Here is a 22,723-nt window from a genome sequence, read left to right as displayed (position 1 = left end):
GGGCATTTTAGGTGGCCGCGTCGGCGCCGGGGGTTTCACGGGTTTGGGCAGGGTTGAACGGGGCTGAACCGGGAGCATGGCAGCATCGCCCGATGCCACACGCCATCGACCTCGGCGACTACATCGCCGGAATTGCCGCTTCCGTCCTCGCGCCCTGGGCCGGCGCGCTGCCCTGGGAGCTGCCGCCACGCGCGCCCGACATCGTTCGCCAGCTGCTGGCCGCGCTGCCGGCCGGCGAATACGCCATCGACGGCGACGTGGCCGTCCACCGCAGCGCCACGGTCGAGCCCGGCGCGGTGCTCAAGGGCCCGCTCATCGTCGGGCCTGGCTGCTTCGTGGCCGCAGGCGCCTACCTGCGCGGCGGCAACTGGCTCGACGCGCGCTGCAGCATCGGTCCGGGCGTGGAGCTGAAGTCGTCCTTCGTGTTCGCGGGCACGGCGCTCGCGCACTTCAACTTCGTCGGCGACTCGGTGCTGGGCGCGGGCGTGAACATGGAGGCCGGCAGCATCGTGTGCAACCACCGCAACGAGCGGGCCGCGAAGGAGATCTTCGTGCGCAGCGGCACGGACGACAACAACGGCAAGGGCGCCGCGCTGCAGCCCACCGGGTGCGAGAAGTTCGGCGCGCTGGTGGGCGACGGCGTGCGCATCGGCGCCAACGCGGTCATCGCGCCGGGGGCGCTGCTGAGGCCGGGGCGCGTGGTGGGGCGCGCCTCGCTGATCGACCCCGAGCTGCCCGGCCACGAGTGACCCACGGCGGCGCAGGGTGTCTTGCGCCAGACGTATGCTGCATTCCCCGATACACCCAGAGAGACCCTGCCGATGACCACTCCCATTCCCGCAACCCTCATTCCCGGCGATGGCATCGGCCCCGAGATCGTCGACGCCACCCTGGCCGCGCTCGACGCGCTGAAGGCGCCCTTCGTGTGGGACCGCCAGATCGCCGGACTCGGCGGCGTGGTGGCCGCCGGCGACCCGCTGCCCGTGGCCACGCTGGACAGCATCCGCCGCACCCGGCTGGCCCTGAAGGGCCCGCTGGAAACGCCCTCGGGCGGCGGCTACCGCTCGTCGAACGTGCGGCTGCGCGAGGAGTTCCAGCTGTACGCCAACCTGCGCCCGGCGCTCACCATCGTGCCCGGCGGGCGCTTCGACAAGATCGACCTGGTGGTGGTGCGCGAGAACCTCGAAGGCCTGTACATCGGCCACGAGCACTACGTGCCCATCGACGGCGACCCGCACGCCGTGGCCATGGCCACCGGCATCAACACCCGCCAGGGCAGCCGGCGCCTGCTGGAGTACGCCTTCGAGACGGCCGTGGCCACGGGCCGCAAGAAGGTCACCATCGTGCACAAGGCCAACATCATGAAGGCGCTCACGGGCATCTTCCTGGAGACCGGGCTGGACCTGTACGAGAAGAAGTACAAGGGCAAGTTCGAGCTCGACACGGTCATCATCGACGCCTGCGCCATGAAGCTGGTGCTCAACCCCTGGCAGTTCGACATGCTGGTCACCACCAACCTGTTCGGCGACATCCTGTCCGACCTGGTGGCGGGCCTGGTGGGCGGGCTGGGCATGGCGCCGGGCGCCAACATCGGCACCGACGCGGCGATCTTCGAGGCCGTGCACGGCTCGGCGCCCGACATTGCCGGCAAGGGCATCGCCAACCCCACCGCCATCATGCTGGCCGCCGCGCTCATGCTCGACCACGTGAAGCTGCCCGAGCTGGCCACGCGCCTGCGCAAGGCCATCGACGACACGCTGAACATCGACAAGGTGCGCACCGGCGACCTGGGCGGCACGGCGGGCACGGCGGCGTTCACCAAGGCGCTGGTCAGCCGCATCAACGGCGGCTGAGGCTGCTTGCCGCACCGGGGCAGGGGCTCGGCCCTGCCGGTGCCCTCACCGAACACGTGTACGCTGCCGGGGCCATGCTCCGGTGGCGTTTCTTTTTTGAGCTGTCATGTCCTCGACATCCCTTCCCGTCCTGTCCCTCCTTGAAACCCGTGTCCTCGGCGTGCTGGCCGAAAAGCAGCGCACCGTGCCCGACAGCTACCCGCTCACGCTCAACTCGCTGGTGTCGGGCTGCAACCAGAAGACCAGCCGCAACCCCGTGCTGGAGCTCAGCGAGTCGCAGGTGCAGGCCGCCATCGACAGCCTGAAGGGCTACAGCCTCGTCGCCGAGACCAGCGGCGGGCGGGCCTTTCGCTACGAGCACAACGTCGACCGCGTGCTGCGCATTCCGTCGCAGTCGGTCATCCTGCTCACGGTGCTGATGCTGCGCGGGCCGCAGACCGCGGGCGAGCTGCGCATCGCCTGCGACCGCATGCACAACTTCGCCGACATCTCGTCGGTCGAGGGCTTCCTGAACGAGCTCGCCGAACGCCCCGCCGGCGGGCTGGTGGTGAAGCTGGCCCGCCTGCCGGGCGCGCGCGAAAGCCGCTGGGCGCACCTGCTGAGCGGCGAGCCCGCGGAAGAGGTCGCCGGACCGGCCGGTGCCTCGGGCGAGGGCGCGCATGCCTCGCACGATGCATCGCTCGGCGAGGTCGCCGCGCTGAAGGCCAACGTGGCGCGGCTGGAGGCCGAGGTGGCGTCGCTGAAGGCGCTGGTGGCACGGGTGTGCTCGGAGCTGGGGATTTCCGCGGAAGGCTGATCGACGAAGGTTCCCGAGGCCATGCCGAACCGGGTTATCTTGCACGCCACATGACACACACCTGCCCACGTTGCAAGCAACCCGGCATCGGCGGCCTCGCCAAGCGCTGGTCCAGTCGCGCTGTACCCGCCAAATGCACAGCTTGCGGCGGCCTGTCGCATGTGCTGGCGAGCACCACCAGCGGCATCTGGGCGGCAGGCGTCGTGCTGTTCGTGGCCTCGCTGATCGGCGGGGTCGGCCTGCCTTCCGGCTTGTTCTTCTGCTGCGGCTTGGTGCTCATGGTGGCGTGCAACGTCTGGGCCTGGCGGCGCGCGAAGATGTACCCCATCTCCGAGGAAAGTGCGTCGGGCGCGAACAAGGCCAACTGGTTGATCGCGGGAGTTGCCGCGTTTTTCGGCTTGCTTTGATGGCAGCACGGATGAGGCTGGCTCAGGGCAGGCCGTGGCCTCTCCGCGCGCCTCGAACCCTCGAAGAGACCGCACGCGGCGCGTCCCCTTCGTAACACGCGTTCACACCGGCTTCACGCAGAACGCACATTGCCTGCCTACCTTCGGTTCCCATTGCAGACCTCAATGGAGCACCGGCCATGGACAACGGACACCTCGCAGCGTGGCGCGACCACATGCCCTTCGACGACATCACCCGGCGCGCGCTCGGGTGGCTCGCCATGCTGGCGGGCATCGCGAGCCTCTATGCCTTCTTCTGGTGGGCCGCGTCGGCCACCGGCTTCTTCCTGTTCGACGGCTGGCGCCACACCTGGCAGGGGCTGGGCACGGCGCTGGCGTTGCGCGACATGGACACGGTGTACTACCTGTCGAGCTGGACCTTCTCGGTGTTCGGCGGCCTGCTCGGCTGGGCGGCGCTGATCGGCTTCGCCGTGGCGCACCGGCGCGGCTGGAACGCGGTGGCGCCGTGGATCAAGCTGGGCTGCGCGCTCGGCGTGGCGGCCGGGCTGGCCTTCGAGCCGGGCCGGCTGCTGGCGCTGGCGCCCATCGTCTGCGCGGTGGCGCTGCTGCTGCGTTCGATGCTGGTGCCCGGCGGCGACGCGGCGGTCAGCCCGCAGGCGCGAGCCGCCGGTACAGCCGCACCACCAGCCCGCCGCCCAGGTTGAGCGCAAAGGCCCACAGCGCGCGCCCGGGCACCACGAAGCTCAGCGCCATCGTCAGCAGGCACGACACCAGCAGCACCAGCAGCGACACGCGCCGCTCCACCCAATGCGCGTCGCGCACCGGCTCGGGCAGCAGCGACATCAGCAGGAACCCGATGAGCGCGAGCGCGCCGATGTTGGCCGCGTACATCACCGTGGCGGTGGCGTGCGAGGTGAAGCGGCCCATCAGCACCGTCGAAAAGGGCACCAGCGTCACGAAAAGCAAATAGAACAGGCTCCATTTGGCATAGGCCTCGCCCACGGTTTCGCCGCGCGAACGCGCCTTGATGAGCGACAGCCAGCTCTCCCCCAGCACGTAGAAGCTCAGCAGGTACGGCAGCAGCTTGGGGCCGAGCGCCAGCAGCGCCCGCAACAGCGAAGCCTCGTCGGCGCCCACGGCGGCTTCGTCGGGAATGCGCAGGTCGAGCACGAGGATGGTCATGCCCACGGCGAAGATGCCGTCGGTGAGCGCGTCGAGGCGGTTCTTGGGGTACATGGCGGGTCCGGTGGAGGTTCAGGCGGCTGGCACAACTGGCACGACAGGCACGACGGGTACATCCAGCCCGAGCTTCACCGCGTCCATCGTGACCAGCGTGCGAAAGCGCTTGACGTTGTTGCTCTGGAAGAAAAGCTGCCGCGTCAGCGCCGTGTACTGCGCCATGTCGCGCACCACGAACACCAGGATGAAGTCCCACTCGCCGGTCACGTAGTAGCACTGCTGCACCTGCGGGCAGGCCTTGAAGCTGCGCTTCATGGCGTCGAGCAGGTCGATCTGCTCGCTCTCGGTTTCCACCTCGGCCACGATGGTCAGCGGGTGCCCCAGCGCGGCGGGCGACAGCACCGCGCCATAGCGCTGGATCACGCCCTCGTCGCGCATGCGCTTCAGCCGCCGGTTGACCGCCGCGGTCGACAGGTGCACCCGCTCGCCCAGCTCGCTCTGCCGCGTGCGGCTGTCGGCCTGGATCAGTTCGAGCAGGCGGAGGTCGAGGGCGTCGAGCGGGGTCATGGGTGGAGAGCGTGGAGAGCTTGGAGAGGGTCGGATCCGGCCTGCGCCGCGCAAAAACGTTGCGCGAACAGGGCCGATTTTGCGCGCCTGTATCGCACTGCAGTCAATAGCATCTCTCCATGAACTCCACCGACGCTCCCCTGCGCGACACACTCACCGGCTGGCGCCGCCAGCTGCATGCCATGCCCGAGACCGGCTTCGAGGAGGCGAAGACCTCGGCCTTCGTCGTGCGCGTGCTCAAGGCGCTGGGCCTCGACGTGCACACCGGCATCGGCGGCACCGGCCTCGTGGCGAACCTGAAGGTGGGCCAGGGCCGCGGCGTGATCGGGCTGCGCGCGGAGATGGACGCGCTGAACATCACCGAGCTGCCCACCGACCGCGCCTACGCCTCCGCCACGCCCGGCAAGATGCACGCCTGCGGCCACGACGGCCACATGTCGATGGTGCTCGGCGCGGCGCAGTTGCTGCGCGAGCGGCAGGACTTCGACGGCACCGTGCGCTTCATCTTCCAGCCGGCCGAGGAGCATGGCCGCGGCGCCAAGGCGATGATGGACGACGGCCTGTTCACGCGCTTTCCGGTCGACGAAATCTACGGCCTGCACAACATGCCCGGCATGCGCGCCGGCACCATCGCCACGCGCACGGGCGGCATCATGGCCAGCGAAGACAACTTCACGGTCCACGTGAAGGGCCGCGGCACGCACGCCGCGCGGCCGCACATGGGCGTGGACGCCATCGTGATCGGCGCGCAGATCGTGCTGGCGCTGCAGACCATCGTCTCGCGCACGCTCGACCCGGGCGCGCAGGCGGTGGTGTCGTGCACCGAGTTCGTCACCGACGGCATCCGCAACGCGATGCCGTCGAACGTGGTCATCAAGGGCGACACGCGCAGCTACGACCCCGCCGTGCAGCGCATGCTGGAAGACCGCATGCGCGAGATCAGCGAGGGCATCTGCCGCATGCACGGCGCAGGCTGCGAGTTCAGCTACACGCACGAGTTCGCGCCCACCGTGAACTGGGCCGAATGCGTGCCCACGGCGGTGGCCGCCGCCACGGCCGTGGTGGGCGCGGACCAGGTCGACGCCAACGTGGCGCCGATGATGATCTCGGAAGACTTCGGTGCCTTCCTGAAGGTGGTGCCGGGCGCCTTCGTGTTCCTGGGCAACGGCGCCGAGGGCGAGGCGGGCAGCACGCCGCTGCACAACGGCAGCTACGACTTCAACGACGCGGTGCTCGCCACGGGCGCGCGCTACTTCGCGGAAATCGTCCGCCTGCGCCTGCCGCGCTGAACCCCGCAACATTCGAAACGACACCCATGCTGGTCACCAACACGAACGCCGTGCGCTCCGCGTACCCCCGCGAGCTGCAACACATCATGAGCATCGCCGAGGCGCAGCGCACGCGCGACTGGCTCTCGGCCTGGCCGATGCTTTCGCGGGCGCCCACGCCGCTGTGGCCACTGCCCGACATGGCGCAGTCGCTCGGCGTGGCGGGCGTTTTCGTGAAAGACGAATCGAAGCGCTCAGCGCTCGGCAGCTTCAAGGCCCTGGGCGCACCGGCCGCGCTGGTGCGCCTGGTGCTGCGCGCCCACCCCGCGTGGGAGCCGAAGGCCGTGCTGCAGGGCGCGTACGCCGAGGCGTTGCGCGGGTGGGTCGTCGTGAGCGCGACCGATGGCAACCACGGCCGCGCGCTGGCCGCGGCCGCCCGCGATGCCGGCGTGCGCTGCGTGATCGTGCTGCACAAGCACGTGAGCGCCGAACGCGAGAGCGCCATCGCCGGCTTCGGCGCGGAAGTGGTGCGCATCGAGGGTAACTACGACGCCTCGGTCGCGCACGCCGCGGCGCTGGCGCGGGAACATGGCTGGCAGGTGGTGTCCGACACCTCGTACGCGGGCTACGAAGACATTCCGCGCGACGTCATGCAGGGCTACGGCACGCTGGTCGACGAGGTGCTGGCGCAGCATGCGCGGCCTTTCACGCACGTGATCCTGCAGGGCGGCGTGGGCGGGCTGGCCGCGGGCGTGGCCAGCTACATGTGGGAACGCTTCGGCGCGCGGCGCCCCACGCTGGTCGTGGCCGAGCCGCGCCAGGCCGACTGCCTGCTGCAGAGCGCGCTGGGCGGCCGGGCCGCGAACGCCACGGGCACGGTCGATTCGGTGATGGCGGGCCTGGCCTGCGGGGAAACCTCGCCGCTGGCCTGGCGCTTCCTGCAGCCGTCGGTCGATGTGTTCATGACCATCGAGGACGACGACGCCATCGACGCCATGCGCCGGCTGGCCCGGGGCTCGGTGCGCGACGTGCCCATCGAGAGCGGCGAGTCGGGCGCGGCCGGGCTGGCCGCGCTGCGCGTTCTGGCGCTGTCGCAGGCGCACCGCGCGCAGGTCGGGTTGGCGGCGGACGCCAATGTGTTGCTGATCAACACCGAGGGCGCGACGGCGCCGTCGGTGTACCGGGAGCTCGCCGGCCTGGACGCCGAAGAGGTCTTGCGCCTGCAGCGCCTGCAGCGCCTGCATGTCGATCAGGTCCAGGCGAACCCATGACCGACCTCTGACCGATCCATGACCAATGGCACTGTCGCGCGACCACCCCGCCGATAGCATGAGCGGGTGACCACCCGCGACCTTCTCATCCCCCGCTGTTCCAACCCGCGCCACCGCCCGCGCCGCGCCGGGCCATGACATCGGCCGCCGGCGCGCCGCTGGACGACCGCGCGCTCGGCCAGCGCGTGCTGCGCGAGCACGTGGCCTCGGTGTACGCCTCGCGCCGGGTGTCGGTCAGCGCGCACCTGTGCTTTGCCTGGGCGCTGGGCGTGGCCTTCTACTGGCAGTACGGCACGCAGTGGGCGCTGTTCTGGCTGGCGCTGATCACGCTGGTCGACCTGTACGCGCTGCTCACGCCGGGCTGGCATGCGGGCATCGCGGCGGACCGCAGCCCGTACTGGGCGCGCAAGTACACGCGGCTGGTCACGCTGGTCAGCAGCGCCACGGCGCCGGCGCCGCTGTTCGTCATTTCCAACGACAACCTGCCGATCACCACGCTGCTGGTGGTGGTCATCATGAGCAGCTGGACCCGCGCCATGCAGGCGCTGTGGCCGCTGAAGCCGGCGCTGTTCGGCTACGGCCTGCCGATGATGCTGGGGCTGATCGTGGCGCTGGCCTGGCAGCGCGACGCGCTGCACGTGTTCCTGGCGGTCTTCGGCGCGGCGCACCTGGGGCTGACCTTGCGCACCGGCATCGAGCAGAACCGCATCCTCACCGACGCGCTGATCCTGCGCTTCGAGAACGAGGCCCTGGCCGGGCGCCTGGGCGAGCAGATTGCCGCCACCGAGCGCGCCAGCGCCGAGAAGACTCGCTTCCTGGGCACCGCCAGCCACGACCTGCGACAGCCGCTGCACGCCATTGCGCTGTTCGGCGCGGCGCTGCGCAACGAGCTCAGCGACCGCCCCGAAGGGCAGAACGCCGAGCGCCTGATGCGCGCCGTCGATGCGCTGGGCATGTCGCTGGACACCATGCTGGACGTGTCCCGGCTCGACGCCGGCGTGGTCACGCCGGTGGTGCGCCCGGTGCAGCTCGACGCGCTCTTCTTGCGGATGAACTTCAGCTTCGGTCCGCTCGCCGAGCAGAAGGCGCTGCAGCTGCGCGTGCGCGCCAGCCGCCTGTGGGTGCGCAGCGACCCCGAGCTGCTGCACCGCATGCTGTCGAACCTGGTCGACAACGCGCTCAAGTACACCGCGCGCGGCGGCGTGACGGTCACGGCGCGCGAGCGCGGCGAGGCGGTGTGGATCGAGGTGCGCGACACCGGCATGGGCATCGCGCCCGAGCAGTCGGGGCGCATCTTCGAGGAGTTCTACCAGGTGGGCAACCCGGGGCGCGACCGTTCGCGCGGGCTGGGCATCGGGCTGTCGATCGTGCAGCGGCTGTCGCGCTTGCTGGGGCATCCGGTGCAGCTGCATTCGCGCCTGGGGCGCGGCACGCACTTCAGGGTGGTGGTGCCCAGGGTGGCGCCGCCGCCGGGCGCGGCCGCCAGCGCGCTGGCCGATGCCGCGTCGCTGGCGCCTGTGAGCGGAGGGGTGGGCGCGGGTGCCGATGCGGCCCCGGCGTTGCCGCGCCGGGTGCTGCTGGTCGACGACGAGGCCGACATTCGCGCCGCCATGACCGGCCTGCTGCGTTTTCATGCGATCGACGTGCGCACCGTGGCCGACGAGGCCGGCGCGCTGGACGAGCTGGCGCGCGCCGAGGCCGAGCGCCAGCCCTTCGACATGCTGCTGTGCGACTACCGCCTGGCCGACGGCGCCGACGGGCTGGACGCCGGGCTGCGCCTGCAGCAGCGGCTCAATAGCGGCGTGCCCCTGCTGCTGGTGACCGGCGAGACCGCGCCCAGCCGTCTGCAGCGCGTGCGCGAATCGGGCGTGCCGGTGCTGTTCAAGCCGGTGGTGGCCGAGAAGCTGCTGCAGACGATGTCGGCGCTGGTCTCGGGGCGGCGCGCCGGGCACTGAAAGGCCGGCGAGCGGTCAATCTGCCAGCCTGTCAGATGGTCAGGCGGCGTTCCAGCCGAAGAAACGCAGCACCTCGTCGTGCTGCTTCATGGCGTCCGCGCGCCCGAGCGCCATCAGCTCGCGCGTGTAGGCCGACTCGAACAGCAGGTAGCTCGCCAGCGCGCCGCCCTTCACGTCAGCCGCCACCCTGGAGCCGCCCAGCAGGTGGCGCACGGCGCCGGGCAGGGCGTCGACATGGCGCGCGGCAATCACGTCCAGCCGCTGCGACGGCGAAATCACCAGCAGGTCGAGCGGGCGCAGCGCGCTCGCCGCGCGCGCTTCTTCGGGAATCAGCCCCAGCGTGTGGTTGATGCGGCGCAGCCGCTCGATGTCCACCGCCAGCGCATCCAGAAAGATGCTCGAAAGCGCATGGCCGGCGATCTGCGCCATGGTCGGGTAGCCGCTGTGGGTGTTGGGCGCGGCGGTTTCGCGCGGCTCGTGCATGCGGCCCGCGCCGATCACCAGGATGCGCTGCGCCCCCAGGTGGATGGCCGCCGCGATGGGGGCCGACTGCCGCATCGAGCCGTCGCCGAAGTACTCGGTGTGGCCCTGCTGCATCGGCAGCGCCGTGGCCGGAAACACGAAGGGAATGGCCGAGGACGCCAGCAGGTGCGTGTGCGTGATGCGGTCGCGCACTGACAGCCGCTGCGAGCGCACCCAGGGCTCCATGGGCACGGCCGCCTCGAAGAAGGTGACGTGCTCGCCCGAGCTGTAGCTCGACGCGGTCACGGCCAGCGCCTGCACGTGGCCGGCGGCCATCAGCCCGGGCAGCCGCTCCAGCGGCACCAGGCGGCGCAGCAGCTCGGCCAGCGGCCGATTGTCGAGCAGCGACTTCGGCTTGATGCGCATCCAGTTGGCCGCGAAACGCCCCAGCCCGAGCAGCATGCGCCAGCGCGCGCCGCTGCCGATGACCGAGAGCGAGTCGGCGCGGTACACCTGCTCGGCGCGGAACTCGCTCCACACCTTGGCGATGTGCGCCACCATGGCGTCGAAGTTGTCGGCACCGCAGGCCAGCGCCGCCGCGTTGATGGCCCCGGCCGAGGTGCCGGTGATGACGGGAAAGGGGTTGTGCGTGCCGGTGACGGCGGGGCCGGCAGCGCGCCGGATGTCTGCAATGGCCTGCAGCACGCCCACCTGGTAGGCGGCCCGCGCGCCGCCTCCGGTGAGCAGCAGGCCGGTAACGGGGCTTGTCTCGGGCATTTTTTATTCGTTTCAGGCTTTTGGGAGGCCGATCGATGAGGGCTTAGGGAGCGAACTAGACTACCGGCCATTCAGGAGTTTGATCAATGGCACTCACCCCAGAAGGGCTCACCGACGCGCTCAAGGCCGTCGCGGACCCTAACACCGGCAAGGAATTCGTGGCGAGCCGGTCGCTCAAGAACCTGCAGGTCTCGCAAGGCGATGTCTCGTTCGACATCGAGCTCGGCTACCCCGCCCGCAGCCAGCACGCGGCGATTCGCGCGGCGCTGGTGGCCGCCGCCAAGGCGGTGCCGGGCGTGGAGAACGTGTCGGTCAACATCGTCACCAAGGTCACCAGCCATGCGGTGCAGCGCGGCGTGCAGCTGCTGCCCAACGTGAAGAACATCATTGCCGTGGCCTCGGGCAAGGGCGGCGTGGGCAAGAGCACCACCGCCGCCAACCTGGCGCTGGCGCTGGCCTCCGAAGGCGCCACCGTGGGCCTGCTGGACGCCGACATCTACGGCCCGAGCCAGCCCATGATGATGGGCATACAGGGCCGCCCAGACAGCGCCGACGGCAAGACCATGGAGCCCATGGAGCGCCACGGCGTGCAGGTGATGTCCATCGGCTTCCTGGTCGACCAGGACCAGGCCATGATCTGGCGCGGCCCCATGGCCACCCAGGCGCTGGAGCAGCTGCTGCGCCAGACCAACTGGAAAGACCTCGACTACCTCATCGTCGACATGCCCCCGGGCACCGGCGACATCCAGCTCACGCTGAGCCAGCGCGTGCCGATGACGGGCGCGGTGATCGTCACCACGCCGCAGGACATCGCGCTGCTCGACGCCAAGAAGGGCATCAAGATGTTCGAGAAGGTCGGCGTTCCCATCCTGGGCATCGTGGAGAACATGGCGGTGCACATCTGCTCGAACTGCGGGCATGCCGAGCACATCTTCGGCGCCGACGGCGGCAAGAAGATGGCGGCCGAGTACCAGATGGACTACCTGGGCGCGCTGCCGCTGGACATCAGGATCCGCCTGCAGGCCGACAGCGGAGCGCCTACCGTGGTGTCCGAACCCGACAGCGACGTGGCCGCGCTCTACAAGGACGTGGCGCGCCGCGTGGCCGTGGGCATCGCCGAGAAGGCGAAGGACTTCTCGGCGAAGTTCCCGACGATCTCGATCAGCAAGAACACCTGAGGCATGAACCTGCTCGCCTCCATGCGCTACCTGGTGGCGCTGAACGAGCACAAGCACTTCGGGCGCGCCGCGCAGGCCTGCCATATCACGCAGCCCGCGCTGTCGAACGCGCTGCGTGCGCTGGAGAGCGAGTTCGGCGTGGTCATCGTCAAGCGCGCGCGGGTGTACGTCGGCCTCACGCACGAGGGCGAGCGCGTGCTGGCCACGGCGCAGCGCATGCTGCGCGACAACGAGGTGCTGCTGCAGGAGCTGCGCAGCGAGGCGGGTGACCCGCACGGCCGCCTGCGCATGGCGGCCGTGCCCACGGCCATTCCCATGCTCTCGCGCTTCGCGGCCATGCTGCAGCAGCGGCACCCGGGCATCGTGCCGGCCGTGCTGTCGATGAGCTCGCAAGACCTGGAAACGGGGCTTGAGAGCCTGTCGGTGGACCTTGCGCTGGGCTACACCGAACGCATGCACCTGCCGGGCATCAAGCTCACGGCGTGGCCGCAGAGCATCGAGCACTACTTCCTGCTGCGCCGCGCGAAGAAGGCGTCGGCCGACCAGCTGCGCATCGGCAAGCCCATGACCTGGGCCGTGGCCGGCAAGCTGCCGCTGTGCCTGCTCACGCCCGACATGCACAACCGCACCATCGTCGACCAGGCGCTGCGCGAGGCGGGCGTGCCCGCCGCGAATGCGTCGCCCGCCATCGAGACCAATTCGGTGCTCACGCTCGCGCTGGCCGTGAGCGTGGGCACCGTGAGCAGCGTGCTGCCCGGCGGCATGGTGGCCGCGGTGCGCAGCCATCGCGAACTGGAGGCGCTGCCGCTGGTGGCGCCCGAAGTGCGCACGCCCATCGGCTTCATGACGCAGGAGGGCGTGCGCCCTTCGCGCGCGCTCGACGCCGCGCTGGCCTTCATGAAAACGCCCGAGTGGCAGTCACAGGTGCAGCAGCACAGCGGCACGCTCGGCGAATAGCGGTCCATTTACTTATTGAATCGGGCCATGCGTTGATCGAATTTGACGCACATCAAAGCGTTCACTCACACTCCGCGGCCCGGATCAGCAACAACCTTACACATCCGGCGAACAAGGAGATATATGGCAGGCTCATCTGCAGGCGTTCTCGAGGGAGATCGCATCAACGGAGGCGGACTGCAGCAGCAGCCCGGCTTCCTCGACAAGGAACGCATCATCGCGGGCCCGGGCTTCAACCGCTGGCTGGTGCCGCCGGCCGCGTTGGCCATTCATCTTTGCATCGGCATGGCCTACGGCTTCTCGGTGTTCTGGCTGCCGCTGTCGAAGGCGCTGGGCACCGCGGGCACCGGCGCGCAGGCCTGCGCGAAAGACATGAGCTTCTTCGCGGAGCTGTTCGCCACCACCTGCGACTGGCGCGTGGCCACGCTCGGCTGGATGTACACGCTGTTCTTCGTCTTCCTGGGCTGCTCGGCGGCCCTGTGGGGCGGCTGGCTCGAGCGCGCCGGCCCGCGCAAGGCCGGCGTGGTGTCCGCGCTGTGCTGGTGCGGCGGCATGCTGCTGTCGGCGCTGGGCATTCACCTGCACCAGTTCTGGCTGATGATCCTCGGCTCGGGCGTGATCGGCGGCATCGGCCTGGGGCTGGGCTACATCTCGCCGGTGAGCACGCTGATCAAGTGGTTCCCCGACCGCCGCGGCATGGCCACCGGCATGGCCATCATGGGCTTCGGCGGCGGCGCGATGATCGGCTCGCCGCTGGCGGTCGACCTCATGAAGCGCTTCGGCACCGCCACCGACGTGGGCGTGATGCAGACCTTCGTGGTGATGGCCATTGGCTACTTCGTCTTCATGATGGCCGGCGCGCTGGGCTACCGCGTGCCGCCCTCGGGCTGGAAGCCCGAAGGCTGGACGCCGCCCCCGGCGCAGACCGCCAACACCATGATCACGCAGCGCCACGTGCACGTGAAGAAGGTCTGGGGCATTCCGCAGTTCTGGCTCGTGTGGCTGGTGCTGTGCATGAACGTGAGCGCGGGCATCGGCGTGATCGGCATGGCCTCCCCGATGCTGCAGGAAGTGTTCGGCGGCGCGCTGATCGACCTGCCGGCCAAGTACGGCCAGCTCGACAAGACCCAGCTCGCGGCCATCGCGGTGGTGGCAGGCGGCTTCACGGCGCTGCTGTCGCTGTTCAACATCGGCGGGCGCTTCGTGTGGGCCAGCCTGTCGGACAAGCTGGGCCGCAAGCTCACCTACACGGTGTTCTTCGTGCTCGGCGGCATCCTGTACGCGAGCATTCCGTCGTCGGCCGGCGCGGGCAGCAAGCTGCTGTTCGTGGGGGCGTGCTGCGTGATCGTGTCGATGTACGGCGGCGGCTTCGCCACCGTGCCGGCCTACCTGGCCGACCTGTTCGGCACGCAGTTCGTGGGCGCCATCCATGGCCGCCTGCTCACCGCATGGGCCACGGCCGGCATCCTGGGGCCGGTGGTGGTGAACTACATGCGCGAGTACCAACTGGGCCTGGGCCTGCCGCGCGAGCAGGTCTACAACCAGACCATGTACATCCTGGTGGGCATGCTGGTCATCGGCTTCATCGCCAACCTGCTGGTGCGCCCGGTGGCCGACAAGCACTTCATGAGCGACGCCGAACTGGCGGTGGAGAAGAAGCTGGCGCACGAGAAGGCATCGGCTGCCGAGGTGGGCCTGGGCAGTGGCTCGGGCCGCGTCGACGCGGTGAGCCCGCTGGTGGTGGCGCTGGCATGGATCGCCGTGGGCATTCCGCTGGCGTGGGGCGTGTACAAGACCCTGGTCAGCGCGGCCAAGTTCTTCGGCTGAGCTGCCGAACCAACCGTTTGACGGTTCAGCGGCCCGAAGGCTGCGCGGCGAACACCTCGATCGCCGCCAGCCGGGCCACCGAACGGCCCGGCTTCACATCGCCGGGCAGCACGAGCCGCGCCATGCCGTTGCGACCCAGCGGCGCGCCGTTCAGGCTGTAGGCGACCAGCGCCGCGCGGTTGCCCGACTCGGGTGCGATCTCTGCCAGCGAGACCACCGCGCGGTAGCCGTCGCTGCCGACCAGCACCGCATACATCGAGAGCACCGGGTTGCGCACCGCGGTGTCGGGCTTCAGGCCCACCGACGCATCGTTCAGCAAGGCCCACAGGCTCACGCCGGTGTAGCTGTTGCTGCCCACCGTTTGCGTGACGGCAGGCAGCGCCTGCAGGGCGGCGAGGTCGAAGGTGGCGCGCCTGGCGACGGCGCCGGAGACGGTGAAGGAGGGCGATGCGCCTTCGCTCGCGGACGTATGGGGTGTCGCGGACATCGGGGAGGCCGCTGCTACCGTCGCTGCCGCCAGTGCCGCGCTTCCCGAAGCCGACGGGCCGCCCGCGCAACCTGAGAGGGCCAGCACCGCCGTTGCCGCGGCGGCGCGGCAAAGCCATCGGGTGGGCTGGAACAGGTGGCGGTCTTTCACTGGAGCTCTCCTCGTTTCCCCGTCGCGGGCGCGTCGTATTCATTCTTGCACGACGCTGAGAAACGACAATGGCGGCCCGCATTGGTTTACGCTTGGCGCCCACATGAAATCCAAAGTCCAGTTCCGCCTGCGCGTCTACCGGGACGACACCATCGCCATCGGCCCCGGCAAGATCGCCGTGCTCGAGGCCGTGGCCGAGACCGGCTCCATCTCCGCGGCCGCCCGGCTGCTCGGCATGTCGTACCGGCGCGCCTGGATGCTGATCGACGAGATGAACCACGCGCTGGCCTCGCCGGCGGTGAACACCGCGGCGGGCGGCTCGCGCGGCGGCGGCACGGCGCTCACGCCGGTGGGCGAAGACATCGTCAAGCATTACCGCGCCATCGAAAACGCGGCACGGCTGGCCACCGCGGCCGACATTCGCGCGCTGACGCGCCTGCTGGCGCCATGAACCCGGAAGCTGCCGACGTCGTCAGTCGCCCCGTGGGCATCGTGCGCAGCCGCTTCACCGAAGCCACCGGCATGCCGATACAGACCGCCGGCGCGCCCGACGAGCCCGGCAGCCTCGAGGTGTTCGCCGAGTTCGCGCCGGGCCTGCGCGACATCGAGGGCTTCGACTACCTGATCCTCGTCACCCACCTGCACCGGTGCGCGCACGAGCGGCTGGAGGTGGTGCCCTTCCTGGACAACGAATCGCACGGCGTCTTCGCCACCCGCGCGCCCGCACGGCCCAACCGGCTGGGCCTGTCGATCGTGCGGCTGCTGTCGGTCGAGGCCACCACGCTGCGCTTCAGCGGCAACGACATGATGGACGGCACGCCCGTGCTCGACATCAAGCCCTACGTGCCGGCGTTCGACGTGCGCCAGACCGAGCGCGTCGGCTGGTTCGGTGCCAGGCTCGATCAGTTGCCGCGCATCCGCTCCGACGGCCGGATGGGCTGAGCGGGCGCCGGGCCCGGCAACTCGGGTGGCTCGGGCAACTCTGGCAAAGCCTGCAGCGCATTCCCTTGCCAGCACGACCACACGTCCTGCGACAGCAGCTCGCGTGCCTGCGGAGGCGCCTCCCTGATGGTGCCCATGCTGATGAAGCCCACCAGGTATTCGCCCGGCAGCACGCCCACCTGGCGCGCCAGCGTCTCGTCGAAGCAGCGCTCGCCGCTCAGCACGATCGCGCCGTAGCCCAGCTGGTGCGCTGCGCTCAGGATGTTGCCCAGCGCCGCGCCCGCGCTCAGCCACTGCTCGCGCGCCGGTATCTTGCTGCGCTCGCGCGGCGACACCACGAAGCCCAGCAGCAGCGGCGCCCGCGTGGCGTGTTCGCGCGCGCGCTTCAGGTCGGCCGGCGCGGCCAGCGGGTCGCGCCGCAGTTTTTCCTGCTCGAAGCACCAGGCGAGCGCCTCGCGGTTCTGCGCGCGGAACTCGATCACGCGCCACGGATGCAGCGCGCCATGGTCGGGCGCGCGCAGCCCGGCCTGCAGGACGGCGTCGAGCTCGTCGGGGTTGGGCCCGGGCGCCTGCAGGCGGCGCGGCGACACGGAGCGGCGGGTGAGCAGCACTTCGAGAATGCGCTGCGCGCCCGTCATGTGCCGGGGCATGGGGTGGGTCACTGCGCCCGGTGGTCGATCCACGCCGCCTGCCGGCGCAGCACTTCGCCGATGTCGTTGGCGTCGGCATCGGCCACGAAGAAGCACTGGCTCTCGCCGTCGGGGCCGGTGATGGAGAGCACGAAGCCGTGGGCGTCCATGGCGCGCTCGATGCGCCACTCCTGCACCTGCGTCACATGGCGGCGCTCCGGGCGGCCGGAGATCGAACGAACAACCGTGTCTTGGGCGGATGGGCGCATGGGGACTGTCTCCGACGCTGTATTCCTCAGTATATGGAGACTCATGGCTTTGCGCATCCCCGTGAGAACCTTGAGCCTCATCATGTAACAATCCCGCCGTATTTTCATGAACACGACGAACTCGCTCATCGCCTCGACCGACTGGTTTCCGCTGGTGCTGTCGCTGAAGGTCGCCGCCGTGGCGACCTTGATGGCGCTGGTGGTGGGCGTGGCGCTGGGCTGGGTGTTCGCGCGCAAGCGCTTCTTCGGGCGCACCGTGCTGGAGGCCGTGTTCATGCTGCCGCTGGTGCTGCCGCCCACGGTCATCGGCTACGCCATCCTGGTGGCGGCGGGCCGGCGCAGCCCGCTGGGCGCCTGGCTGCGCGAGCACCTCGACTACACCATCATCTTCAGCTGGCATGGCGCCGTGGTGGCCTCGGCCGTGGTGGCGCTGCCGCTGGTGCTGAAGTCGGCCAGCGCCGCGTTCGCGGGGGTCGACCGCTCGCTCGAGGCCGCGGCCAGCACGCTGCGGCAGTCGCCGTGGTCGGTGTTCCTGCGCGTCACGCTGCCGCTGGCGTGGCCCGGCATCCTGGCGGGCACGCTGCTGGCCTTCGCGCGCGCCATGGGGGAATTCGGTGCGTCGCTGATGGTGGCGGGCTCCATTCCCAAGCAGACCCAGACGCTGTCGATGGCCATCTACGACGCGGTGCAGGCGGGGCACGACGACCTCGCGCTGCTGCTGGTCATCGTCACGTCGGTGCTGTCGATCACCGTGCTGGTGCTGTCGAACCGCTTTTTCTCGCTTCGCTGATTTCTTTCCTCATTCCTATAAGGAGTTGCACATGCGTCCGTTTCGCCTCTTGTCCCTTGCCACCGCCGTGGTGGCCCTTGCGCTGCCGCTGGCCGCCGCCGCGCAGCAGATCACCGTGTCGGCCGCCGCCAGCCTGACCGACGCCTTCAAGGAAATCGGGCCCAAGTTCGAGGCCGCCACGTCGGGCGCCACCGTGCGCTTCAACTTCGCCGCCTCGGGCGTGCTGCTGCAGCAGATCGGCCAGGGCGCGCCCGTGGACGTGTTCGCCAGCGCCGACCAGGACACCATGAACCGCGGCGTCGAGCAGAAGCTGGTCGACACCGCCACCCGCAAGGACTTCGTCACCAACAGCCTGGTGCTGATCGAGCCCGCGCAGGGCGCGGTGGGCGTGAAGACGCTGCAGGACCTGGGCGGCGCCAGCGTGAAGAAGATCGCCGTGGGCAAGGTCGCCACCGTGCCGGTCGGCCGCTACACCAAGCAGGTGCTCGACGGCGCCAACCTGTGGACCACGCTGGAGCCCAAGTTCGTGCAGGCCGACAGCGTGCGCCAGGTGCTCGATTACGTGAGCCGCGGCGAGGTCGAGGCCGGCTTCGTCTACCGCACCGACGCGGCCGTGGCCGGCGACAAGGTGAAGATCGCCTTCACCCCCACCGGCCACACGCCCGTGACCTACCCCATCGCCGTGGTGGCCGACAGCAAGCAGAAGGCGCTGGCCGGCGATTTCATCGCCTTCCTGTCGAGCCCCGCCGCGCAGGAAGTGCTCACCCGCTACGGCTTCGGCAAGCCATGATCGACGTCGATCTGAAGCTGTCGGTGCAGGACGGGGCGCGCCGCTTCGACCTGGCCGTGCGCTTTCAGACCGACGTTCCCTTCGCCGCGCTCTACGGCCCCTCGGGCGCGGGCAAGTCGCTCACGCTGCAGGCCATTGCCGGCCTGCTGCACCCCACCTCGGGCCATGTGCGGCTGGACGGGCGCACGCTGTACGACTCGGCCCGGCGCATCGACGTGCCCGCGCCGTCGCGCCGCGTGGGCTACCTGTTCCAGGACTACGCGCTGTTCCCGCACCTCACGGTGCGCCAGAACGTGGCCTTCGGCCTCACCGCCTGGCACCGCCGCAAGCCCGCCGCCAGGGACGCCGAGCGCGTGCAGGCCCTGCTCGACAGCTTCGGCCTGGCGGCGCTGGCCGACAGCCGCCCGCGCAACCTGTCGGGCGGACAGCAGCAGCGCGTGGCCCTGGCCCGCGCGCTGGCCTGCGAGCCGCAGGTGCTGCTGCTCGACGAACCCTTCGCCGCGCTCAACCCCATGCTGCGCGCCGAGCTGCGCAACGAGCTCGCGCAGGTGCGCAAGGACTGGGGCATTCCGGTGCTGATGATCACGCACGACATCGAGGACGTGCTCGCCCTGGCCGACGTGGCCTTCGTCTACAGCGACGGGCAGGTGGTGCGCGAGATCGACCTGCACAACGCCGAAAGCCGCGACTTCGCGCTGCGCGACGTCGCGGGGGTGCAGGATGTCGAAGACACGCCGCTGCGCAGCAAGTTGCGTGGGTTGTTGATGCAGGACGTGCGGGGATGAGGTCCGTGTATCGCATAAGCGATACACTTTGGCGATGAAAACCGCCACCATCCCTTCCGTGCGTGTCGAGCCCGAGTTTCGGGACGAGGTCGAGCAAGTGCTTGGCAAGGGCGAGTCCTTGTCCCAATTCGTCGAGACGGCCGTTCGCGCCTGTGTGCTCCAGCGAAAGAGCCAGGCCGAATTTGTGACGCGCGGCATGAAGTCGCTCGCCAGTGCGCGCCGCAGCGGTGACTATGTGGATGCGGGCGAGGTGGTCGATCGCCTGAAGGCAAAGCTCGAATCGGCGAAGAAGCGGCAGGACGCGGCGCGTCGGTGAGCTACGCGATCCGGTTCACGCGCCAGGCGGCCGAAGACCTGGAGCGGCGGTACGACTTCGTTCTTGAACGCGAGCTCGACAGAAACGGCGACCTGGCGCTGGCCTCACGCGCCCTCGAAGCCATCGAGCACGGTATTTCCGCCCTTGCTTTTTCGCCGTTCACTTGCCGCAAAGCGGGCGACAGCCCTTTCATCCGCGAACTCGTGATTCCCTTCGGCGCCAGCGGCTATGTCGCCTTGTTCGAAATAGAGGCAAGCGACTCGATCGTCGTGGCCGCCGTGAGGCACCAGCGCGAAGACGATTACCACTGAGCTGCGACGGGCGGCTGCTCGGCGGGCGCTGCTTCATTTCCATTTTGAATCACCGCATGTGCGGATCCAATTTGACTGCGGCCCCCCAGCGGCGAACACTCCCGCCATGAGCGAGCAGAAGATCGAGTTTTACAAGGGCCCCGCCGGTGGCTGGGGCGCGTTGCGCAGCGTGACCAACGCGCTGCTGCGACAGGACATTCCCATCAAGGGCGCGAAGACGCTGCTGTCGGCCAACCAGCCCGATGGCTTCGACTGCCCCGGCTGCGCCTGGCCCGACCGCAACCACGCCTCGACCTTCGAGTTCTGCGAGAACGGCGTGAAGGCCGTGGCCGCCGAGGCCACCGCGCGCCGCGCCGGCCCGGAGCTGTTCGCGAAACACACCGTGGCACAGCTGGCCGAGCAGAGCGACTTCTGGCTCGAAGACCAGGGCCGCCTCACGCACCCCATGGCCTACGACGCGGCCAGCGACAAGTACGTGCCCATCGAATGGGACGACGCCTTCGCGCGCATCGCCGGTCACCTGAACGCGCTGCCCGACCCGAACCAGGCCATCTTCTATACCTCGGGCCGCGCGAGCAACGAGGCCGCCTTTCTGTACCAGCTGTTCGTGCGCGAGTACGGCACCAACAACTTTCCCGACTGCTCGAACATGTGCCACGAGCCCAGTGGCAGCGGCATGCGCCCGCAGCTGGGCGTGGGCAAGGGCACGGTCACGCTGGAAGACTTCGAGAAGGCCGACGCCATCTTCATCTTCGGCCAGAACCCGGGCACCAACCACCCGCGCATGCTGGGCGAGCTGCGCGCGGCCTCCAAGCGCGGCGCGCGCATCGTCAGCTTCAACCCGCTGCGCGAGCGCGGCCTGGAGCGCTTCGCCGATCCGCAGGACAAGCTCGAGATGGCGACGATGGGCTCGACGCCCATCAGCACGCACTACTTCCAGCTGCGCGTGGGCGGCGACTTCTCGGCCATCAAGGGGATGATGAAGCACGTCATCGAGCGCGAGGACGCGGCCGTGGCGCGCGGCGAGCCGAGCGTGCTCGACCACGAATTCATCGCCACCCACACCACCGGCTTCGAGGCGCTGGCCGACGACCTGCGCGCCGAGTCGTGGGGCATCCTGGTGCAGGAGTCGGGCCTGAGCGAGGAACAGATCCGCGCCGCCGCCGACGTGTACCTGGGCGCGAAGCGCGTCATCGCGTGCTGGGGCATGGGCATCACGCAGCACCAGCACTCGGTGGCCACCATCCAGATGATCGGCAACTGGCTCATGCTGTGCGGCCACATGGGCCGCGAAGGCGCGGGCGCCTGCCCGGTGCGCGGCCACAGCAACGTGCAGGGCGACCGCACCATGGGCATCTGGGAGAAGCCGCCGGCCGCGCTGCTCGACCGGCTGCAGAAGGTGTTCGGCTTCGAGCCGCCGCGCCAGAACGGCGTGGACACGGTCGAGGCCATCCGGCTGATGCTCGACGGCGGGGGCAAGGTGTTCTTCGCGCTCGGCGGCAACTTCGCGGCCGCCACGCCCGACACCTACCAGACCTGGAAGGGCCTGCAGAAGTGCGACCTGACGGTGCACGTGACCACCAAGCTCAACCGCAGCCATGTCATTCACGGGCGCGAGGCAATCATTCTTCCGTGCCTGGGCCGCACCGAGATCGACATGCAGGCGGCCGGCCCGCAGGGCGTGACGGTGGAAGACTCGATGAGCATGGTGCACATCTCCATGGGCATCAACCCGCCCGCGTCGGAGCACCTGCTGTCGGAGCCCGCCATCGTGGCGCGGCTGGCCGCGGCCACCATCGGCGCGCGCAGCAAGACACCGTGGCTCTGGCTGGTGGAGGACTACGCGCGCATCCGCGACAAGATCGAAGCCGTGTTCGACGACTTCAAGGACTTCAACACCCGCGTGGCGCACCCCGGCGGTTTCCGCCTGCGCAACACCGCGAGCGAGCGCGTGTGGAACACCGCCTCGAAGAAGGCCGTGTTCTTCACTCACGCCGTGCCGCTGGACACCCACTCGCACCGCGCCCGCGCGCGCTTCGCGAAAAAGGGCGACACCATCGTCTTCACGCTGCTGACCACGCGCTCGCACGACCAGTACAACACCACCATCTACGGCATGGACGACCGCTACCGCGGCGTGTTCGGTCAGCGCCGCGTGGTGTTCATCCACAAGGAAGACATCCGCAAGCTGGGCATGAAGGACGGCGACTGGGTCGACATCCAGACCGTGTGGAGCGACGGACAGGAACGCCGCGCCGACCGCTTCAAGCTGGTGGCGTACGACATTCCGCGCGGCAACCTCGCGGCGTATTACCCCGAGACCAACCCGCTGGTGCCGCTGTCGTCGGTGGCCGAAAACGCGGGCACGCCGACCTCCAAGTCGATTCCCGTGGTGCTCACGCCGCACGCGGCGCACGCTCCCGCGCCTGCCGAAGCGGACTCCGTCGCCGCATGACCGGTGCCGCAGCGTTCGACGCCGATGCCTTCGCCGCGGCCATCCTGCGCGCGCTGGCCGAGGCACCGGGCGAGGGCGGCATGTCGCTGCCGCGGCTGGGCAAGCGGCTGGGGCAGGGCGCGAGCGTGGTGATGCGCCAGCTCACGCTGATGGGCGATGCCTCCATCGGCGGCACGCGCGGACCCGGCTGGGTGCGTGTGGTGCAACTGGACGACCGCTGGGTCGCGCACCTGACGGACGCCGGGCGCGCCCTCGCCCAGGCCTTGCCCTCGACCCTGCCGGCTGACGAAAACCCCCGCTGA

The 22,723-nt window shown here is 69.6% G+C and carries 26 protein-coding genes; 20 read left to right on the top strand and 6 right to left on the bottom strand.

What is annotated here, in order from left to right; genetic code table 11:
- Positions 1-92: 92 nt before the first annotated feature.
- The 5 genes from QTI51_RS25155 to QTI51_RS25135 all read left to right on the top strand — a co-directional run bounded on the left by QTI51_RS25155 (position 93) and on the right by QTI51_RS25135 (position 3,760).
- A complete protein-coding gene (locus tag QTI51_RS25155) occupies positions 93-749 on the top strand; it encodes an LbetaH domain-containing protein (RefSeq protein WP_116910859.1) in 657 nt (218 codons plus the stop codon).
- 72 nt (positions 750-821) lie between these two features.
- Positions 822-1,853 carry an isocitrate/isopropylmalate dehydrogenase family protein gene (locus tag QTI51_RS25150; RefSeq protein WP_116910860.1) on the top strand — a complete coding sequence of 344 codons (1,032 nt, stop codon included), beginning with the start codon at positions 822-824 and terminating at the stop codon, positions 1,851-1,853.
- A gap of 106 nt (positions 1,854-1,959) precedes the next feature.
- The gene (locus QTI51_RS25145) at positions 1,960-2,649 is read left to right on the top strand and encodes a YceH family protein (RefSeq protein WP_116910861.1); all 690 of its coding nucleotides are present in this window, start codon (positions 1,960-1,962) and stop codon (positions 2,647-2,649) included.
- A 50-nt stretch (positions 2,650-2,699) separates the two neighbouring features.
- Complete coding sequence (locus tag QTI51_RS25140) at positions 2,700-3,056, top strand: hypothetical protein (RefSeq protein ID WP_132748872.1); 357 nt, start codon at positions 2,700-2,702, stop codon at positions 3,054-3,056.
- A 179-nt stretch (positions 3,057-3,235) separates the two neighbouring features.
- On the top strand, positions 3,236-3,760 hold the full coding sequence (locus QTI51_RS25135; protein WP_116910863.1) for a hypothetical protein: 525 nt from the start codon (positions 3,236-3,238) through the stop codon (positions 3,758-3,760).
- Here QTI51_RS25135 and QTI51_RS25130 read toward each other — a convergent pair.
- Complete coding sequence (locus QTI51_RS25130) at positions 3,702-4,292, bottom strand: TMEM175 family protein (protein ID WP_116910864.1); 591 nt, start codon at positions 4,290-4,292, stop codon at positions 3,702-3,704. The genes QTI51_RS25135 and QTI51_RS25130 overlap by 59 nt on opposite strands.
- A gap of 18 nt (positions 4,293-4,310) precedes the next feature.
- Positions 4,311-4,802 (bottom strand): Lrp/AsnC family transcriptional regulator, encoded by a 492-nt coding sequence (locus tag QTI51_RS25125; protein WP_116910865.1) that lies wholly within the window; start codon positions 4,800-4,802, stop codon positions 4,311-4,313.
- Positions 4,803-4,921: 119 nt separating this feature from the next.
- On the opposite strand from QTI51_RS25125, the gene QTI51_RS25120 reads away from it, so the two are divergent.
- From QTI51_RS25120 to QTI51_RS25110, 3 genes are all read left to right on the top strand, one after another.
- Positions 4,922-6,091, top strand: coding sequence for a M20 aminoacylase family protein (locus QTI51_RS25120; protein ID WP_116910866.1), 1,170 nt, complete (start codon positions 4,922-4,924; stop codon positions 6,089-6,091).
- Between the two features lie 26 nt (positions 6,092-6,117).
- On the top strand, positions 6,118-7,341 hold the full coding sequence (locus QTI51_RS25115) for a diaminopropionate ammonia-lyase (protein WP_116910867.1): 1,224 nt from the start codon (positions 6,118-6,120) through the stop codon (positions 7,339-7,341).
- 134 nt (positions 7,342-7,475) lie between these two features.
- Positions 7,476-9,296, top strand: a complete 1,821-nt coding sequence (locus QTI51_RS25110) for an ATP-binding response regulator (RefSeq protein ID WP_116910868.1) — start codon at positions 7,476-7,478, stop codon at positions 9,294-9,296.
- A 39-nt stretch (positions 9,297-9,335) separates the two neighbouring features.
- On the opposite strand, the gene QTI51_RS25105 is transcribed toward QTI51_RS25110, so the two are convergent.
- A complete protein-coding gene (locus QTI51_RS25105) occupies positions 9,336-10,535 on the bottom strand; it encodes a patatin-like phospholipase family protein (protein WP_116910869.1) in 1,200 nt (399 codons plus the stop codon).
- A gap of 86 nt (positions 10,536-10,621) precedes the next feature.
- Between QTI51_RS25105 and apbC the strand changes: the two genes are divergently transcribed.
- The 3 genes from apbC (at position 10,622) to QTI51_RS25090 (ending at position 14,497) form a co-directional block, all read left to right on the top strand.
- The gene (gene apbC, locus QTI51_RS25100) at positions 10,622-11,713 is read left to right on the top strand and encodes an iron-sulfur cluster carrier protein ApbC (protein ID WP_116910870.1); all 1,092 of its coding nucleotides are present in this window, start codon (positions 10,622-10,624) and stop codon (positions 11,711-11,713) included.
- A 3-nt stretch (positions 11,714-11,716) separates the two neighbouring features.
- Complete coding sequence (locus tag QTI51_RS25095) at positions 11,717-12,670, top strand: LysR family transcriptional regulator (protein ID WP_286516295.1); 954 nt, start codon at positions 11,717-11,719, stop codon at positions 12,668-12,670.
- Positions 12,671-12,793: 123 nt separating this feature from the next.
- Positions 12,794-14,497, top strand: a complete 1,704-nt coding sequence (locus tag QTI51_RS25090) for an OFA family MFS transporter (RefSeq protein ID WP_116910872.1) — start codon at positions 12,794-12,796, stop codon at positions 14,495-14,497.
- A gap of 25 nt (positions 14,498-14,522) precedes the next feature.
- Here the strand turns inward: QTI51_RS25090 and QTI51_RS25085 are convergent, their stop codons facing one another.
- Positions 14,523-15,134: a molybdopterin-dependent oxidoreductase gene (locus tag QTI51_RS25085; RefSeq protein WP_132748874.1), complete on the bottom strand. Its 612-nt coding sequence runs from the start codon at positions 15,132-15,134 to the stop codon at positions 14,523-14,525.
- Positions 15,135-15,237: 103 nt separating this feature from the next.
- Between QTI51_RS25085 and QTI51_RS25080 the strand changes: the two genes are divergently transcribed.
- Together QTI51_RS25080 and tsaA are read left to right on the top strand one after the other, a co-directional pair.
- Positions 15,238-15,585, top strand: coding sequence for a winged helix-turn-helix domain-containing protein (locus QTI51_RS25080; RefSeq protein ID WP_116910874.1), 348 nt, complete (start codon positions 15,238-15,240; stop codon positions 15,583-15,585).
- Entirely contained in the window at positions 15,582-16,076 is a 495-nt protein-coding gene (gene tsaA / locus QTI51_RS25075; RefSeq protein ID WP_116910875.1) for a tRNA (N6-threonylcarbamoyladenosine(37)-N6)-methyltransferase TrmO, read from the top strand. Before QTI51_RS25080 ends, tsaA begins: the two co-directional genes overlap by 4 nt.
- On the opposite strand, the gene QTI51_RS25070 is transcribed toward tsaA, so the two are convergent.
- Both QTI51_RS25070 and QTI51_RS25065 read right to left on the bottom strand, forming a co-directional pair.
- Complete coding sequence (locus QTI51_RS25070; RefSeq protein ID WP_116910876.1) at positions 16,037-16,726, bottom strand: nitroreductase family protein; 690 nt, start codon at positions 16,724-16,726, stop codon at positions 16,037-16,039. The genes tsaA and QTI51_RS25070 overlap by 40 nt on opposite strands.
- Before the next feature lie 8 nt (positions 16,727-16,734).
- A complete protein-coding gene (locus QTI51_RS25065; protein WP_116910877.1) occupies positions 16,735-16,974 on the bottom strand; it encodes a hypothetical protein in 240 nt (79 codons plus the stop codon).
- Positions 16,975-17,080: 106 nt separating this feature from the next.
- Between QTI51_RS25065 and modB the strand changes: the two genes are divergently transcribed.
- From modB to QTI51_RS25030, 7 genes are all read left to right on the top strand, one after another.
- Positions 17,081-17,764, top strand: coding sequence for a molybdate ABC transporter permease subunit (gene modB / locus QTI51_RS25060; RefSeq protein WP_116910878.1), 684 nt, complete (start codon positions 17,081-17,083; stop codon positions 17,762-17,764).
- A gap of 31 nt (positions 17,765-17,795) precedes the next feature.
- Positions 17,796-18,554: a molybdate ABC transporter substrate-binding protein gene (gene modA / locus QTI51_RS25055; protein ID WP_286516299.1), complete on the top strand. Its 759-nt coding sequence runs from the start codon at positions 17,796-17,798 to the stop codon at positions 18,552-18,554.
- Positions 18,551-19,339 (top strand): ABC transporter ATP-binding protein, encoded by a 789-nt coding sequence (locus QTI51_RS25050; RefSeq protein WP_116910880.1) that lies wholly within the window; start codon positions 18,551-18,553, stop codon positions 19,337-19,339. The genes modA and QTI51_RS25050 overlap by 4 nt, the downstream gene beginning before the upstream one ends.
- A 34-nt stretch (positions 19,340-19,373) precedes the next feature.
- On the top strand, positions 19,374-19,655 hold the full coding sequence (locus QTI51_RS25045; protein ID WP_116910881.1) for a YlcI/YnfO family protein: 282 nt from the start codon (positions 19,374-19,376) through the stop codon (positions 19,653-19,655).
- Positions 19,652-19,966, top strand: a complete 315-nt coding sequence (locus tag QTI51_RS25040) for a type II toxin-antitoxin system RelE/ParE family toxin (RefSeq protein ID WP_116910882.1) — start codon at positions 19,652-19,654, stop codon at positions 19,964-19,966. The genes QTI51_RS25045 and QTI51_RS25040 overlap by 4 nt, the downstream gene beginning before the upstream one ends.
- A gap of 106 nt (positions 19,967-20,072) precedes the next feature.
- On the top strand, positions 20,073-22,421 hold the full coding sequence (locus tag QTI51_RS25035) for an FdhF/YdeP family oxidoreductase (RefSeq protein WP_116910883.1): 2,349 nt from the start codon (positions 20,073-20,075) through the stop codon (positions 22,419-22,421).
- Positions 22,418-22,723 (top strand): helix-turn-helix domain-containing protein, encoded by a 306-nt coding sequence (locus tag QTI51_RS25030; RefSeq protein ID WP_116910884.1) that lies wholly within the window; start codon positions 22,418-22,420, stop codon positions 22,721-22,723. The genes QTI51_RS25035 and QTI51_RS25030 overlap by 4 nt, the downstream gene beginning before the upstream one ends.

This window comes from Variovorax sp. J22G73 (genome assembly GCF_030317035.1).
Lineage (GTDB): Bacteria > Pseudomonadota > Gammaproteobacteria > Burkholderiales > Burkholderiaceae_C > Variovorax.
Note: the sequence above shows the minus strand (reverse complement) of the source record. Positions and strands in the feature narration are given on the sequence as shown.

Bases quoted from the DNA above. Each gene is read 5' to 3' on its own strand.
- modA (WP_286516299.1), top strand. From the start codon at position 17,796: ATGCGTCCGTTTCGCCTCTTGTCCCTTGCCACCGCCGTGGTGGCCCTT.
- QTI51_RS25065 (WP_116910877.1), bottom strand. From the start codon at position 16,974: ATGCGCCCATCCGCCCAAGACACGGTTGTTCGTTCGATCTCCGGCCGC.
- QTI51_RS25145 (WP_116910861.1), top strand. From the start codon at position 1,960: ATGTCCTCGACATCCCTTCCCGTCCTGTCCCTCCTTGAAACCCGTGTC.
- QTI51_RS25090 (WP_116910872.1), top strand. From the start codon at position 12,794: ATGGCAGGCTCATCTGCAGGCGTTCTCGAGGGAGATCGCATCAACGGA.
- QTI51_RS25135 (WP_116910863.1), top strand. From the start codon at position 3,236: ATGGACAACGGACACCTCGCAGCGTGGCGCGACCACATGCCCTTCGAC.
- modB (WP_116910878.1), top strand. From the start codon at position 17,081: ATGAACACGACGAACTCGCTCATCGCCTCGACCGACTGGTTTCCGCTG.
- QTI51_RS25080 (WP_116910874.1), top strand. From the start codon at position 15,238: ATGAAATCCAAAGTCCAGTTCCGCCTGCGCGTCTACCGGGACGACACC.
- QTI51_RS25115 (WP_116910867.1), top strand. From the start codon at position 6,118: ATGCTGGTCACCAACACGAACGCCGTGCGCTCCGCGTACCCCCGCGAG.
- QTI51_RS25130 (WP_116910864.1), bottom strand. From the start codon at position 4,292: ATGTACCCCAAGAACCGCCTCGACGCGCTCACCGACGGCATCTTCGCC.
- QTI51_RS25125 (WP_116910865.1), bottom strand. From the start codon at position 4,802: ATGACCCCGCTCGACGCCCTCGACCTCCGCCTGCTCGAACTGATCCAG.
- QTI51_RS25095 (WP_286516295.1), top strand. From the start codon at position 11,717: ATGAACCTGCTCGCCTCCATGCGCTACCTGGTGGCGCTGAACGAGCAC.
- QTI51_RS25045 (WP_116910881.1), top strand. From the start codon at position 19,374: ATGAAAACCGCCACCATCCCTTCCGTGCGTGTCGAGCCCGAGTTTCGG.
- QTI51_RS25140 (WP_132748872.1), top strand. From the start codon at position 2,700: ATGACACACACCTGCCCACGTTGCAAGCAACCCGGCATCGGCGGCCTC.
- tsaA (WP_116910875.1), top strand. From the start codon at position 15,582: ATGAACCCGGAAGCTGCCGACGTCGTCAGTCGCCCCGTGGGCATCGTG.
- QTI51_RS25050 (WP_116910880.1), top strand. From the start codon at position 18,551: ATGATCGACGTCGATCTGAAGCTGTCGGTGCAGGACGGGGCGCGCCGC.
- apbC (WP_116910870.1), top strand. From the start codon at position 10,622: ATGGCACTCACCCCAGAAGGGCTCACCGACGCGCTCAAGGCCGTCGCG.
- QTI51_RS25110 (WP_116910868.1), top strand. From the start codon at position 7,476: ATGACATCGGCCGCCGGCGCGCCGCTGGACGACCGCGCGCTCGGCCAG.
- QTI51_RS25030 (WP_116910884.1), top strand. From the start codon at position 22,418: ATGACCGGTGCCGCAGCGTTCGACGCCGATGCCTTCGCCGCGGCCATC.
- QTI51_RS25120 (WP_116910866.1), top strand. From the start codon at position 4,922: ATGAACTCCACCGACGCTCCCCTGCGCGACACACTCACCGGCTGGCGC.
- QTI51_RS25155 (WP_116910859.1), top strand. From the start codon at position 93: ATGCCACACGCCATCGACCTCGGCGACTACATCGCCGGAATTGCCGCT.
- QTI51_RS25150 (WP_116910860.1), top strand. From the start codon at position 822: ATGACCACTCCCATTCCCGCAACCCTCATTCCCGGCGATGGCATCGGC.
- QTI51_RS25105 (WP_116910869.1), bottom strand. From the start codon at position 10,535: ATGCCCGAGACAAGCCCCGTTACCGGCCTGCTGCTCACCGGAGGCGGC.
- QTI51_RS25035 (WP_116910883.1), top strand. From the start codon at position 20,073: ATGAGCGAGCAGAAGATCGAGTTTTACAAGGGCCCCGCCGGTGGCTGG.
- QTI51_RS25070 (WP_116910876.1), bottom strand. From the start codon at position 16,726: ATGCCCCGGCACATGACGGGCGCGCAGCGCATTCTCGAAGTGCTGCTC.